Here is a 13,290-nt window from a genome sequence, read left to right on the forward strand (position 1 = left end):
CCTAGGGAGACACCCGATGCCAGCGGACCGCGTGGACGCACTGGTCATCTTCGGCGCCACCGGCGACCTCGCCAAGCTGGAGACCTTCCCGGCCCTGGTCGGCCTGGTCGCGCGCGGGGCGCTGGACGTGCCGGTGGTCGGGGTCGCCAAGAGCGGCTGGGGACTTGACCAGTTCCGCGCCTACGCCGCCACCTCGCTGCACCTCAACGGCATGGACCCGGACGCGCCCGACGCCCGCAAGATGCTGTCGCTGCTGCGCTACGTCGACGGCGACCTCGGCGACGACGCCACCTACGCGGCGATGTCCGAAGCCGTCGGCAGCGCCACCCGGTTGCTGTTCTACCTGGAGGTCCCGCCCGCGCTGTTCGCCCGGGTGGCCCAGGGCATCGCCGCGGTCGGCCGGGCCAAGGGCGCCCGGGTGATGGTGGAGAAGCCGTTCGGCGCCGACCTGGGCAGCGCCCGCGCGCTCAACGCGACCATCAGCAGGTACTTTCCCGAGGACGCGGTCTACCGGGTCGACCACTGGCTCGGCCTGGACCCGGTGGAGAACGTGCTGTTCGCGCGGTTCGCCAACTCGATGATCGAGCCACTGCTCAACCGCGACCACGTCGAGAGCATCCAGATCACCATGGCCGAGGCCTTCGACGTCTCGGACCGCGGCCGGTTCTACGATCGCACCGGCGCCATCCGCGACGTGGTGCAGAACCACATGCTCCAGGTGCTGGCGACCGTGCTCGCCGACCCGCCGTCCGGGCAGGGCCTGGCGTCCTGGCGGGACGAGAAGATGCGGGTGGTCGCCTCGCTGCGCCCGCTCACCGCCAAGGACACCGTCCGCGGCCAGTACGAGGGTTACCGCGACGTCGCCGGCGTCGACCCGCGCTCGACCGTCGAGACGTACGTGGCCGTCCGGCTGGCCGCCGACTCCTGGCGCTGGGCGGACGTACCGATCGTCATCCGGGCCGGCAAGTGCCTGCCGGTCACCGCCACCGAGATCAGCGTGAAGTTCCGCAAGGTGCCGCACGACGTCTTCGGACGCGGGCCCGGACCAGTGCCGGTCGCCAACGCGATGCGGTTCCGGATCTGGCCGGAGAGCCGGGTGAGCCTGACCGTGGCCGGCAAGAAGCCGGGCGCCGGCTGGGAGCCGCAGGCCGAGGAGCTCAGCTTCACCCAGCAGCCCGGCTCCGACATGCGCCCCTACGACCGGCTGATCGGCGCCGCACTGGACGGCGACCGCTGGCTGTTCGCCCGGCAGGACACCGTGGAGGCAGCCTGGCAGGTCGTGGACCCGGTGCTCGACGACGCCACGCCCGTCCACCCGTACACCAGGGGCAGTTGGGGCCCGGCCGACGCCGACGTGCTGCTGCCGGCCGGCGACGCCTGGCACAACCCGGTCGGCTGACCGTCCGTCCTTCCCGTGAAAAGGAGCTGAACCCCTTTGCCGGCAACGCCGTTGGTGGGTGCGACGACCGCAGCGCGGGTGCTGCGATCCCCCAAGATCTGGATCTTCCCGGCGGTCGTGATCGGCCTGGTGACGCTCCTGCTGTCGCTGCTCTACGTCGGCGGCATCGTCAATCCGCGCGGCCACCTGCACCGGCTGCCGATCGGCCTGGTCAACAACGACCGGGGCGCCCTGGTGAACGGTCAGCGCCTCGACCTCGGCGCGCAGATCACCGCCGGCATCGCCGGCGCTCCCGATCCCCAACACCAGATCAGCTGGCGTCAGTTGGACCAGCAGGGCGCGATGAACGGGCTGGCCTCGGCCAAGCTCTACGCCGTCCTGGAGGTGAACGCCGGCTTCAGCGCCGCCGTCACCGCCCTCGGGGCCCCCGCACCGGGCGCCCCCGCGCCGCCGACCATCACCGTACTCACCAACCCCGGCGCAGGAAGCCTGGCCTCCTCGCTGGCCTCCGGCATCGCCCAGACGGCCGCGCACGCCGCCTCCACCCAGCTGGGCAGCACGCTCAAGGCCCCGCCCACCAGCAGCGCCGCCGAACGCCTGCTGCTCGCGGACCCGGTCACCATCGTCACGGCGGTCGGCCATCCCATCGGCGCCCACAGCGGGTTGGGGCTGACGGCCTTCTACTACACGCTGCTGCTGGTGCTGGCCGGCTTCCTGGGCGCCACCGTGATCAGCAACGGCGTGGACGTCGCCCTCGGTTACGCGGCAAGCGAGTTGGGCCCGCTGCGCACCCAGCGGCCGACCGTGCCGATCAGCCGCACGCAGACACTCCTGGTCACCGGCACGATGTCGGTGGGCCTCTCCGTGCTGACGTCCAGCCTGATCATGCTGGCCACCGTCGCCATCCTGGGCATGGACGCCTCCCACCTGCCGCTGCTCTGGGTGTTCTCGTTCTGCGCCACCGCCACCATCGGACTGGGCGCACAGGCGCTGCTCGCCGCGTTCGGCGGGATCGGGCAGCTGATCGCGATGTTCGTCTTCATCGCCCTCGCGCTGCCCTCCTCCGGCGCCACCGTCCCGCTGGCTGCCCTGCCCACCTTCTACCGGGTGCTGGCCGAGTTCGAACCGATGCGCCAACTCACCGACGGCGTCCGCTCGATCCTCTACTTCGACGCCCGCGCCGACGCGGGCCTGACCCGCGCCTGGATCATGATGGCCGTCGGCCTGGCCGCCGCCCTCGCCTTCGGCTTCGCGATGACCCGCTACTACGACCGCAAGGGCCTGCACCGGATCCATCCCGCAGACCCGGACTCCCCGCAGGACGACGGCACTCTGTGATCAACTAGGGCCATGCAGGCCATCGTCACGAGCATGGTCGCGGTCCTCGGCACCCTGCTGGGATCGACCGTGACCCACGTCTTCCAGCAGCGCTCCGCCCGGCGCGCCGAGCAGGGAACGCGCGAGGAGAAGCGGCGCAAGGAGCGCATGGAGGCGTACACCGCCTACGCCGGACTCCTGGTGAAGTTCCGTCAGGCCGAACTCCACCACTGGTTCTGCGTGAACGAGGGTACCGACGCCGAGGACGAGGTGCAGCTGCGGCAGCTCTCCTACGAGCTGCGCTCCGCCACCCAGCACGCTCTCTTCCAACTCCAGATGATCACCGACGAACCGGCCCTGGTCGCCGTAGCCAAGGAGTCGTTCCGGCAGACAGGCAAGATCGACCGAGCCCAGGACCGCGCCGACGTCATCACCCGTCGCGACCTCACCCGCGACCTGATCGACGACTTCGTGGACACCGCCAAGTCCCACGTCCAGGGCGAAATTCCGTAGCCCGCAGGCGGTCCGACCTGCTTGGATCCGAGGATGGACACCGAACTGCCGGACGGCTACGAGATCTCCACCGACCCCGAGCGCCTGGACACCGCCCTGGTCCACCGCTGGCTGTCCGAGGACGCCTACTGGGCGCTGGGCCGTCCCCGCGACAAGCAGGACACCGCCGTCGCCAACTCGCTCAACTTCGGCCTCTACGACAGCGCTTCGGGCGCTCAGCTCGGCTACGCCCGGGTGATCACCGACTGCGCCACCTTCGCCTGGCTCTGCGACGTCTACATCGCCCCCGCCGCCCGCGGCAAGGGCCTCGGCACCGCACTGGCCGCCGCCGTCCGCGACCACCTGGCCCCCTACGGCCTGCGCCGCATCATGCTCCGTACCGTCGACGCCCACGCGGTCTACGCCAAGGTCGGCTTCGCGGCCCCCGCGGATCCCGAGCTCCTGATGGCCCTCGACACCGACGCCGCTCCCGCCCTGGCAGACTCCTCGGCATGATCGACGGTTGGCGCTGGGACAGCACGCTCTTCCAGGGCAGCGCGGCCTACTACGGGCGCGGCCGGCTTCCCTACGCACCCGGCTTCGCCGAGACGCTGCGCGCCGCCCTGGGCCTTGACGGCCGGGGCCGGCTGCTCGACGTCGGCTGCGGGCCGGGGACGGTGGCGCTCGCGCTGGCGGGCTTCTTCCAGGAGGTGGTCGGCCTCGATCCCGACCAGGACATGCTGGCCGAGGCCGAACGGCAGCGCGAGCGGCGCGGGATCACCAACGCGCGGTGGGTGCCCGGCCGCGCCGAAGACCTGCCGGGCGCCGTGTCGGGCGGGTTCCGCGTCGTGGCCTTCGGCCAGTCCTTCCACTGGACGGACCGCGACCGGGTCGCGGCCGCCGTCCTGGAGCTGCTGGAGCCGGGCGGAGCGTTCGTCCACCTGAGCGACCTCAAGAACCCGCCCGCAGAAGCACATTCATCGCCGCTGCCGCATCCGGCCCCACCGGCCGAGCAGATCAGCGAGCTGGTGCGCCACTACCTGGGCCCCGAACGGCGGGCAGGCCAGGGCACGTTGCCGAACGGCACCCCGGGCCGCGAGGACCTCGTGCTGGCCAGGGCCGGGTTCGAGAACGCCGAACGGCACGTCGTGCCCGCCGGCCAGGTCGTCACCCGCGGCGTGGACGACCTGGTGGCCTGGGTGTTCTCCCTCTCCTTCTCCGCGCCCCACCTGTTCGGCGACCGGCTGGAGGACTTCCGGCGCGACCTGCACGCGCTGCTGCGGCAGGCGTCACCCGACGGCCGGTTCGCCGAACACCTCCCGCCGACCGAGATCATGACCTGGCGCAGGCCGCGCTGAGTCAGCTCAGGTCCGAGAGGCGGACGAACCGGTGACCGGCGGCCAGCAGCGATGGCACGGCGGCGGCGATGCCGTCGGCCGTACCGCCGCCGGGATGGTTCATGTGCCCGAGGACGATGGCGCCCGACGGCGCGGCCGCGACCTCCGCGCGCACCTGTGCGGAGGTCAGGGTCGCTCCGGCGTCGCCGTTGACCGTGAAGCCGGCCAGCAGTTGGCCCAGGTCGGCGGCGATCCGGGCGGCCACGTCGTCGTAGTGCGCGGTCCCGGAGCGGAAGAACCGAGGTCGGCGGCCGAGCAGCCCGGTCAGCTTCGCCGCGTTGGCCTCCACCTCGTCGTACACCTCGCCCGCGTCCCGGGTGCCGGCGATGCCGTACGCGGAGCGGCCGGAGACGGAGAGCGGGCGGTGGGCGGTGCCGTGGTTGCCGATCTCGAACAGCGGGTCGCCCGCCAGCTCCTCGAACCGGTCCGGGTTGGCGTCGATCCACCGCGCGTTGACGAAGAGTGTGGCGGGCACTCGGTTGGCCCGTAGGAAGTCGATCAGCCCGGCGTCATAGCCGCACCCTCCCGTGCTGCCACAGGCGTCGAAGGTCAGGGCCAGCAGGGGCCGGTCGTCGGGCAGAGCGGTGATCACGCCCGGCACCTCCATCCCCCACGCGGACGGCTCGACCCCTTCGTACCGGGCCACGATCTCGTCCCGGCTGACATGTGCCGGGACGGGGGCTGCACCCTCCCGTGCGTCCGACGGCGCCCGCTCGGCCCTCGGAACCGGCTGCCAGGGTGCCTGAACCCCCATCAGCGCTCCGCCGGCCACCGCCGCCAGCACCCTTCGCCGACTCACCGCCATGCCGTCTCCTACTGTCGGACAATCCCACCAGCAGGCCAATCCTGACCCCGGGTCGTCCCCCGCAGCCGCCCCAACACTCCGCCTCACCCCCGTCCGGCTGAGCCACAGCCCGACCTCCTGCCTCCCTGCCTCCTCCTGGAGGATGACCCCCCTCCGCGAGGAGGACCCAAGATCGCCCGTCGTAACGACGACCGCTCCCGGCCCCCGCGCCTACCGTCTTCCCCATGACCCGCACTCGCAGCATCACACTCGCCGCCGCGCTCCTCGCCCTCGTCCTGCCGCTACCCATCGCGGCCGCCGGGACGGCCTTCGCGGCACCGGCCACCGCCCCCGCCGTCAGCTCGCCCGCCATCACCGCGCCCGCGCAGCAGCTCCAACTTCCGCGCCCGACCGGACAGTACGCGGTCGGCACCGACGACCTGCACCTGGTCGACCGGCAGCGCCAGGACCCGTGGGTGCCATCGGCCGGACCGCGGCAGCTGATGGTCTCGATGTACTACCCGGCGGTCCACGGCACCGGCCGCCCAGCGCCCTACATGACCACGGCCGCGGCGCAGGACTTCATCGACTTCGAGGTCCCGGGCAGCGCGCTGTCCGCCACCGCGCTGGCCGCCACCAGGACGTACGCCTACGCCGACGCCCGTCCGGAGCACGGCCGCTTCCCGCTGGTGGTGCTCTCGCCGGGGATGGAGCAGCCGCGCGCGATGCTCACCGGCCTCGCGGTGGACCTGGCCAGCCGCGGCTACGTGGTGGCGGTGGTCGACCACACCTACGAGAACACCGGGACCACCTTCCCCGACGGCACCACCCTGGGCTGCACGATCTGCAATCAGCCGGTCCCCGGCGGTCCGGCCGCCATCGTCGACAGCCGCGCCAAGGATCTCGCGTTCACGATCGGCCAGCTGACCGAAAGCCACTCGCCTTGGCCCCACGCGGACCTGATAGACCGTTCGCGGATCGCCGTGGCCGGTCACTCGGTGGGCGGCGCCGCCGCGCTCGCCACGATGGCCGTCGACCCGCGGGTGCGGGCCGGGGCCGACCTGGACGGCACCCTGTTCACCCCGGTGCCGGCCAGCGGCCTGGCCGGTCGGTCCTTCCTCCTGTTCGGCACCCAGATCGACCACAACGTCGGCGGCTCGGACTCCACCTGGGGCGACACCTACGCGGCGTTGGACGGCTGGAAGGAGTGGCTGACCGTGGCAGGCACCGTGCACGCCAGCTTCACCGATATCCCGATCCTCGCCACTGAGGGCGGGATCCCGCTGCCGCCGCAGATGCAGACCTCGGCGCAGCGCGGCATGCAGCTCACCCGCGACTACGTCGCCGCCTACTTCGACCAGCAGCTGAAGGGCCGCCCGCAGCCGCTGCTGACCGGCCCCAACCCGGCCGACCCGGAGGTCGCCTTCCAGCACCCGTGACCAACCCACGAAACGGCTGGGGGCGGCCGCTCGGCGCCGAGAGCACCGTGCGACCGCCCCGGTCCGGGTGGAGCTACGGCGCGTCGTGGCCGCCGTCGTGGTCGTGGTCGTGGTCGTCCGGCGGGCAGTAGGAGCGCAAGTAGTCCGCGCTGGGGGTGCCGACGCCGGTGACGTCGTCGTAGCCCTCGACGGCCGACAGGGAGGAGTCCTTGCCGAGCGTGCGCAGCGAGGTGACCGTACCGGCGCTGGCGTCCACGCTGTTGGTGAAGTCGACGCGCACCTCGGCCAGTTCACTGCCGGGCCCGAACGGGTGGTCGGTCACGTCGTGGTAGGCGCCGGAGCCGAACCGGGCGTAGATCGCCGGGTTGGCGAAGCCCAGCGGCGAACCCTGGGCCTGCTGGGCCAGCGCCTGGAGGCCGGCCGTCACCGGGCACGCCAGGCTGGTGCCGCCGACGCGGTACTCGCTGTACTTGGCGGTGCCGTCGGGGAACGCCTGCGTCTGGCCGACCAGGAAGCCGGTGTTGGGGTCGGCGACCGCTGCGATGTCCGGCACCACGCGGTTGCGCCCGCCGTTCGCCGTCACCAGGGCCTCGGGCACGATGCCGTTCTGGTAGAACGGCGCGTCGAAGCGGGAGCTGGTGCCGCCGCCCGCGCCGCCGTTGAAGGTGCCGGGGAAGTTCGTCCAGCTGGTGCCGTCCGTCGACAGGACCGACTTCAGGGTTCCCCAACCGGTCTCGAAGCGGTAGGAGTTGGAGGAGTCCAGGCCCAGCGAGGTGCCGCCGACGGCGGTCACCCACGGCATCGAGGCCGGCACGTCGCTCTGCTTGGTACCGGTCTTGGCGACCTCGTCGCCGTCGTCGCCGCTGGAGAAGTAGAAGCCGATACCCTGCACCGCGCCGCGTACGAAGATCCGGCGGTAGACCTGGTCGAGCGACGGGTCGCTCGCATTCTCGGCCTCGCCATAGGAGTTGGAGACGATGTCGGCCAAGTGCTGGTCGACCACCCGGTCCAGCGCGTCGATCAGGTCGGGGTCGGTGCAGGAGGCCGCGCCGACGTAGCTGATGTCGGCCTCGGGCGCCATCCCGTGCAGCGCCTCGACGTCGAGCGTCTGCTCGCCGTACCAGCCGCTCGCGTCGCAGGCGTTCGGGTCGACGCTGGTGTCCGCCGTGGTGTGGGTCCACACCGCCGGGTCGTAGCGCAGCAGTTGGTTCTTGCCGTACGGGGCGTCGCCGTGCGCCGCAGCGTACTGCGTGACGTCGTCCCCCAGCGTCGGCGAGTCGTAGGCGTCGACGATCGCGACCTTCACGCCGCGGCCCGTCAGCCCGGTCTCGGCGGCGCCGTACGCGCTGCGCAGCTGGCTGCCGTTGTAGCCCTGGAGCACGTACGGCTGAGTGGCACCGTACGCCTGCGGCGTGCCGGTCGCCGGGTTGGAGCCGTAGAACGTCGAGAACGGAGGCGAGTTGACGAACGCCGGACCCGGACCCGGCAGCGTGTCGCGCGGCTCCGACTTGCCCGCGGGCGGAGCGTCCGAAGCGCGCGCCTTGCCCGGGTGCACCCGGCTCGGCGCGGTGCTCAGGCCGCTGACGCTCAGCACGTCGGCGGCCAGCGCGGCCGGCACGGTGACGTCGGCGGCCGGCGCGCGGTAGGTCCGGCCGTCGCGGTGGTAGGTGCGCAGCTCGGTGCCGAACGCGCGCTCGGCGGTGTCCACGTCGCCCTGGACGGTGAGGTAATGCGCGTTGGACGCGATGACCTGCATGCCGGCCGAGGTCAGCCAGGACCGGACCCGCGCGCTCTGGTCGTCGGTCGGCCCGAAGCGCTCGTTCAGCTGCTGCGCCGTCAGGTAGTGGCCATAGGAACCCGACTTCGGGTCGGAGACCTGCCGCGCCAGCGCCTCCAGGCCCGCCTGGTCACGCCCGGCCAGGTACACCCGGGCGGTGACCGGCGCCGCCCCGGCGGCCGCGCCCGCGTCGGTGGACGGCTGTGCCCAGGCGGGCTTGGTGCCCGCGACGATGGCCCGGCCCTGCCGCGGCGCGGGCGAGGCGGCGTGGGCCGCCGTCGTCGTCCCGGCCGAGACGGCGGCGAGCAGCGGCAGCACCGCCGCCAGCGCCACTCCCCCTCGTCTGCGTGAGCTGCTGATGCGCATGCAAAGCCCTTTCGATTCGAGCCTTTCCGACCGGCCGCGAGAATGCCGCAACCGGGGTGTTTTAGCCGTTTCCCGGGAGACTATTTCGAGCGCGGAGAAGCCTGTGGCGTCCTGGCCGTGTCCCGGAATACTTCACCCGCCTGCCGGTACGTCAGGGCCGTATGCCGAGGACCAGCAGGAGCGTGCCCAGCGCGAGGATCCCGGCGAACGAGACCGCGTACACGGCGGCGCGTCCGGAGGGGACGGGTGGGGCGCCGTCCTCGTCGTCGTGCTTCGCTCCACTCACCCGCGGTCCACCGCAGCCCAGGCAACCATCGCGAGCTGCTCGACCTCGGCCAGGTGCAGCGGCCGGAGCAGGACCAGGACGGCACCGGCCTCGGTGACCTGCCAGCCAGCGTCGAGCGGCGGGTCGAGTGGCAGTCCGGCGGCGGCGAACGCGGCGTTCAACTCGGCTACTGATGCGGCTACTTGCCGACGGATCACACTCATGACACTGCCTCCGGCTCCTGAGACCCAACCGGCTTCTGCAACCAGCGCTGGTCCACCTCCCACTCCGCACCGCCGCGCTCGGGGCGCAGGTAGACCAGCGTGCCGATCCGGTCCATCAGCACGCCGAGCCGTCCGCTCAACGCGTCGCGGACCAACTCCCCGCGCTGACAGGTGACATGAACCTCGGGGGATGGCGGATTGGCGACTCCCGAGCTGACGGTCGGGTACACCGCGACGAGCCGCAGCGACGCCTCCGGGCGGCCGCCGCAGTCGGCCGGGCATTGGCAGTCGGGCATCGTGCGGTCCACGAATGCGGGTTTGGGCATGAGAGGGCCTTCTTGATCGACCGTCATTCCTGTTTCTCCATAGCCGTGCTGGACATCCTGAGCACCTCGGAACGTCACGAATTCCCTCGTGGGGTGGGTTTCATCGCGAACATCGGGGCCAAATCCCCGGTTCGAGTGCACAATCAGTGTCGGCCCTCCCGGGGTCGATCACCAAGCAGGACCGCATGTCTCCTTCCCCGACTCATATCCGGTGGTGTCTGATGCCACGTCGTAAGCTCGTCCCCGACCCCGCCCGCAGCTCAGCCGCCCTGTGGGGACGGGAGTTGGCCCACTGGCGCCGGGCCGCTCATATGACCCAACAACAGTTGGCCGAGCTCGTCCACTGCGACCAGTCGTGGATCTCGGCTCTGGAGAACGGCCGCGCGATCCCGACCAAGTCCTTCGCGCAGCAGTGCGACGACGCCCTCGGAGCGGGTGGCGTCCTGGCCCGCTCGTACGAGTACGTGGAGCGGGTGGGCGACGACCACGCGCCGGACTGGTTCCAGCGCTTCCGCAAGTTGGAGGCGGAGGCGGAGGAGGTCTTGGACTGGCAGCCTTACCGCCTTTCCGGCTGGCTACAGACAGAGGCCTACGCGCGAGCACTCATCGACGGCTTCGGCGCTGCTCCCGACGCAGCGACCGCCGAGGAGTGGGTCCAGGCCCGACTGGCGCGGAAGGCCATGATCTTCGCTCCAGACGGACCCAAGATCGTCTCCCTCCTGGACGAGTCCGTGATCCGCCGTGTGGTCGGATCACCGCAGATCCAAGCCGAAGCCTTGCGTCACCTCCTTGAGTTGAGCACCCGAAAGAACGTGACGATCCAGATCCTGCCCATGGGCGCGGACACAACGTCGGCGTTCGGCTATTTGATGACCTTCCTACACCTGCCGAACGGGCAACGCTGGTTGTACTCCGAGACTCTGACGCGGGGACACTTCTGCGGGGATGGGGCCGAGCTCAAGCAGCTCCGGTGGCACTATGATCAGCTCCGAGCGCAAGCACTCTCGGCGCCGGCAAGCAGGCGCCTGATCCGCCGCATCTTGGAAGAGTTGATCAACGTGGCCAAACCTCGGAACCTCGCATCAGCCTCCTGGCTCAAGTCCTCCTACTCCGGAGGCGAGGGCGGCAACTGCATCGAGGTCTCCACCGACTTCGCCGCCACCGGCGCCGTGCCCGTCCGGGACTCCAAGGACCCCCACGGACCCGCCCTCATCCTTCCCACCGACAGCTGGTCGAGCTTCGTCACCGGCATCCGCAACGGGGACTTCGGCACCCTCTGAGGCATGGGTTGTCTCCACGGCCCGTGCGAGTATGGCGACGTGACAATGACGAACAACAGTTGCCTTCGCACCGCGACCGCAAGCGACGGTGTCGCGTTGCTCCGCCTCTGGGGGCTGTTGTTCGACGACGACGCAGGCCGAGAGGAGCCGTGGCGACGTCACGCCGCCGAGTGGTTCGCCTGCTTCGTGGAAGATCCGGGCAGTGCTCACTTCCCGGTGATCGAGGTCGACGGTGAGATCGTCGCCACGGCGATCGGCAGCCTCGAACTCGGCGTGCCCAACCCCCAGTGCACCAAGGGGCGCGCGGTGCGCCTCACGAACCTTGTCACCCTGACCGAACACCGCGGACACGGCTACGGAACGGCGCTCGTCCTCGACGTGCTCAGCTGGGCCAGGTCCATTGACGCCGACCGAGTTGACCTGAGCGCCACCGCGGAAGGCAAGCGCCTCTACGACAAGCTCGGCTTCAGGATGACCTCGGCCCCGCGGATGAAGTTCGTCTTGTAGCACACCGCTTGCCCTCGCGCACGATCCGCCGCAGGTCTCCCGGCTGACGGTGATGACCACCCCGCACGCGATCAACCGGCTCCGCAAAAATCCGCGGTTGCCTCATGCTGCCGCGCTGGTGGGCAGGGCTTCGGCATAGTCGCGTGACATCCGTGCCCCGTGCGTCACGGAGGTCTGGAACCCCCGCGAACCGTTCCAGCAGTCCAGGGATCTCCTCCGGAGCAAGCTCGGGATGATCGAAAGGAGCCTCCCCAAGACGGCCTCAGGGGCCTCTCCCGGAAAACCCCTAAGGGCTCCGATCTACTCCATCCGCCTCTGAGTTGACGTCAAGTTCCTTTTATACAGCCTACGTTGCAGCTATGACCGGAATTCGTCGCGCCGCCGCGCCGGCCGCGCTCGCGCTTGTCCTCGCCCTGTCCGTCGCCACGGCGGGAGCCGCCTCCGCAGCCGCCGGGCCCGCCACCGCCACGACAGCCGCCCCGCACGGCGTCGGCGTCCAGTCGGCGCTGCCCCGCCCCACCGGCCCGCACGCGGTCGGACTCAGCACGCTGCACCTGGTCGACGCGGATCGCCCGGACCCCTGGGTGCCCACCGCCGGCCCGCGGCAGCTGATGGTGTCGGTCTATTACCCCGCACGGCCCGCCACCGGCGAGCCCGCACAGTACATGACCACCGAGGAAGCACAACTCCTCCTGCAGCGACAGGCACCAGGAGCCGGCATCTCGCCCCAGACGGTCAGCGACACCCGTACCTGGGCACGGACCGATGCCCGACCGGCGCCCGGGCGCTTCCCCCTGGTGATGCTCTCTCCCGGGTACACCATGCCGCGCTCCACCCTCACCAGCCTCGCCGAGGACCTGGCCAGCCGCGGCTACGTGGTCGCCCTGGTCAACCACACCTACGAGGACTCGGGAACCACCTTCCCCGACGGCCAGACCCTCACCTGCGGCACCTTCTGCGACCATCTCCCCGACGGGTGGCCGGCGGTGAACCGGAGTCGAGCCACGGACATCTCGTTCGTCATCAGTCAACTGACTGAGCGCCACTCTCCTTGGAACTACGCGCACATGATCGATCCGCGGCGAATAGGCATGGCCGGCCACTCCGTCGGTGGCAGCTCCGCCGCCTCGGCCATGGCCGCCGACCAGCGGGTGCGCGCCGGGGTGGACATGGACGGCACGTTCGACATCCCCATCCCCGCCACCGGCCTGGACCACCGCCCCTTCCTGCTGCTGGGCACCCAGTCCGGACACACCCCCGGCGAGGACGTCTCCTGGGACAGTGCCTGGGCGAACCTGAACGGCTGGAAGCGCTGGCTGACCGTCAGCGGAACCGACCACGTCAGCTTCACCGACCTGACCGTGTTCGCCTCCGAGTTCAACATCCCCCTCCCGGGCGCGACCCTCCCCGGGCAACGCGCAGCGGAGCTCACCCGCTCCTACGTCGCGGCCTTCTTCGACCTCCAGTTGAAGGGCATCCCCCAGCCCCTGCTCGACGGCCCGTCACCGGCGAACCCGGAGGTCACCTTCCAGCACCCACCGCAGACCGGCTCCCGGCCCCCGTTGTCGGGCTCCACGCCGTGGCCAGTGCTCTGACCGGTTACGTTGGCCGGTTGTGTCGTACCTGCGTTCTATGGTGTCGGAGTGTCTTGATGTCGCGATCGGACCGATGTTCGGGTGGTGCATCGCACCGCCCGGATCGGTCTGTGTCTGGCCCA

The 13,290-nt window shown here is 70.9% G+C and carries 14 protein-coding genes; 9 read left to right on the forward strand and 5 right to left on the reverse strand.

What is annotated here, in order from left to right:
* Positions 1–16: 16 nt before the first annotated feature.
* From zwf to P3T37_RS25350, 5 genes are all read left to right on the forward strand, one after another.
* Positions 17–1,399 carry a glucose-6-phosphate dehydrogenase gene (zwf, locus tag P3T37_RS25330; RefSeq protein WP_280726151.1) on the forward strand — a complete coding sequence of 461 codons (1,383 nt, stop codon included), beginning with the start codon at positions 17–19 and terminating at the stop codon, positions 1,397–1,399.
* Between the two features lie 78 nt (positions 1,400–1,477).
* Complete coding sequence (locus tag P3T37_RS25335) at positions 1,478–2,737, forward strand: DUF3533 domain-containing protein (protein WP_280726152.1); 1,260 nt, start codon at positions 1,478–1,480, stop codon at positions 2,735–2,737.
* A 12-nt stretch (positions 2,738–2,749) separates the two neighbouring features.
* Complete coding sequence (locus P3T37_RS25340; protein WP_280726153.1) at positions 2,750–3,229, forward strand: hypothetical protein; 480 nt, start codon at positions 2,750–2,752, stop codon at positions 3,227–3,229.
* 33 nt (positions 3,230–3,262) lie between these two features.
* Positions 3,263–3,724 (forward strand): GNAT family N-acetyltransferase, encoded by a 462-nt coding sequence (locus tag P3T37_RS25345; protein WP_280726154.1) that lies wholly within the window; start codon positions 3,263–3,265, stop codon positions 3,722–3,724.
* Complete coding sequence (locus tag P3T37_RS25350) at positions 3,721–4,566, forward strand: class I SAM-dependent methyltransferase (RefSeq protein WP_280726155.1); 846 nt, start codon at positions 3,721–3,723, stop codon at positions 4,564–4,566. The genes P3T37_RS25345 and P3T37_RS25350 overlap by 4 nt, the downstream gene beginning before the upstream one ends.
* A gap of 1 nt (position 4,567) precedes the next feature.
* Here the strand turns inward: P3T37_RS25350 and P3T37_RS25355 are convergent, their stop codons facing one another.
* On the reverse strand, positions 4,568–5,410 hold the full coding sequence (locus P3T37_RS25355) for a polysaccharide deacetylase family protein (RefSeq protein ID WP_280726157.1): 843 nt from the start codon (positions 5,408–5,410) through the stop codon (positions 4,568–4,570).
* A gap of 224 nt (positions 5,411–5,634) precedes the next feature.
* Between P3T37_RS25355 and P3T37_RS25360 the strand changes: the two genes are divergently transcribed.
* A complete protein-coding gene (locus P3T37_RS25360) occupies positions 5,635–6,828 on the forward strand; it encodes an alpha/beta hydrolase (protein ID WP_280726158.1) in 1,194 nt (397 codons plus the stop codon).
* A 73-nt stretch (positions 6,829–6,901) separates the two neighbouring features.
* On the opposite strand, the gene P3T37_RS25365 is transcribed toward P3T37_RS25360, so the two are convergent.
* From P3T37_RS25365 to P3T37_RS25380, 4 genes are all read right to left on the reverse strand, one after another.
* Positions 6,902–8,971, reverse strand: a complete 2,070-nt coding sequence (locus P3T37_RS25365) for a S53 family peptidase (protein ID WP_280726159.1) — start codon at positions 8,969–8,971, stop codon at positions 6,902–6,904.
* Positions 8,972–9,122: 151 nt separating this feature from the next.
* Positions 9,123–9,257 carry a hypothetical protein gene (locus P3T37_RS25370; protein ID WP_280726160.1) on the reverse strand — a complete coding sequence of 45 codons (135 nt, stop codon included), beginning with the start codon at positions 9,255–9,257 and terminating at the stop codon, positions 9,123–9,125.
* A complete protein-coding gene (locus tag P3T37_RS25375) occupies positions 9,254–9,460 on the reverse strand; it encodes a hypothetical protein (protein WP_280726161.1) in 207 nt (68 codons plus the stop codon). Before P3T37_RS25375 ends, P3T37_RS25370 begins: the two co-directional genes overlap by 4 nt.
* Positions 9,457–9,786, reverse strand: coding sequence for a hypothetical protein (locus P3T37_RS25380; RefSeq protein WP_280726162.1), 330 nt, complete (start codon positions 9,784–9,786; stop codon positions 9,457–9,459). Before P3T37_RS25380 ends, P3T37_RS25375 begins: the two co-directional genes overlap by 4 nt.
* 221 nt (positions 9,787–10,007) lie before the next feature.
* Here P3T37_RS25380 and P3T37_RS25385 point away from each other — a divergent pair, with 221 nt between their 5' ends.
* The 3 genes from P3T37_RS25385 to P3T37_RS25395 all read left to right on the forward strand — a co-directional run bounded on the left by P3T37_RS25385 (position 10,008) and on the right by P3T37_RS25395 (position 13,168).
* Positions 10,008–11,066 (forward strand): Scr1 family TA system antitoxin-like transcriptional regulator, encoded by a 1,059-nt coding sequence (locus P3T37_RS25385; protein WP_280726163.1) that lies wholly within the window; start codon positions 10,008–10,010, stop codon positions 11,064–11,066.
* Positions 11,067–11,111: 45 nt separating this feature from the next.
* A complete protein-coding gene (locus P3T37_RS25390) occupies positions 11,112–11,573 on the forward strand; it encodes a GNAT family N-acetyltransferase (RefSeq protein ID WP_280726227.1) in 462 nt (153 codons plus the stop codon).
* A gap of 359 nt (positions 11,574–11,932) precedes the next feature.
* Complete coding sequence (locus P3T37_RS25395) at positions 11,933–13,168, forward strand: alpha/beta hydrolase (RefSeq protein ID WP_280726164.1); 1,236 nt, start codon at positions 11,933–11,935, stop codon at positions 13,166–13,168.
* Positions 13,169–13,290 lie beyond the last annotated feature (122 nt).

It is taken from the genome of Kitasatospora sp. MAA4 (genome assembly GCF_029893355.1).
Classification (GTDB): Bacteria; Actinomycetota; Actinomycetes; order Streptomycetales; family Streptomycetaceae; genus Kitasatospora.

Bases quoted from the DNA above. Each gene is read 5' to 3' on its own strand.
- P3T37_RS25385 (WP_280726163.1), top strand. From the start codon at position 10,008: ATGCCACGTCGTAAGCTCGTCCCCGACCCCGCCCGCAGCTCAGCCGCC.
- P3T37_RS25360 (WP_280726158.1), top strand. From the start codon at position 5,635: ATGACCCGCACTCGCAGCATCACACTCGCCGCCGCGCTCCTCGCCCTC.
- P3T37_RS25390 (WP_280726227.1), top strand. From the start codon at position 11,112: ATGACGAACAACAGTTGCCTTCGCACCGCGACCGCAAGCGACGGTGTC.
- P3T37_RS25350 (WP_280726155.1), top strand. From the start codon at position 3,721: ATGATCGACGGTTGGCGCTGGGACAGCACGCTCTTCCAGGGCAGCGCG.
- P3T37_RS25355 (WP_280726157.1), bottom strand. From the start codon at position 5,410: ATGGCGGTGAGTCGGCGAAGGGTGCTGGCGGCGGTGGCCGGCGGAGCG.
- P3T37_RS25395 (WP_280726164.1), top strand. From the start codon at position 11,933: ATGACCGGAATTCGTCGCGCCGCCGCGCCGGCCGCGCTCGCGCTTGTC.
- P3T37_RS25375 (WP_280726161.1), bottom strand. From the start codon at position 9,460: ATGAGTGTGATCCGTCGGCAAGTAGCCGCATCAGTAGCCGAGTTGAAC.
- P3T37_RS25365 (WP_280726159.1), bottom strand. From the start codon at position 8,971: ATGCGCATCAGCAGCTCACGCAGACGAGGGGGAGTGGCGCTGGCGGCG.
- P3T37_RS25340 (WP_280726153.1), top strand. From the start codon at position 2,750: ATGCAGGCCATCGTCACGAGCATGGTCGCGGTCCTCGGCACCCTGCTG.
- zwf (WP_280726151.1), top strand. From the start codon at position 17: ATGCCAGCGGACCGCGTGGACGCACTGGTCATCTTCGGCGCCACCGGC.
- P3T37_RS25345 (WP_280726154.1), top strand. From the start codon at position 3,263: ATGGACACCGAACTGCCGGACGGCTACGAGATCTCCACCGACCCCGAG.
- P3T37_RS25380 (WP_280726162.1), bottom strand. From the start codon at position 9,786: ATGCCCAAACCCGCATTCGTGGACCGCACGATGCCCGACTGCCAATGC.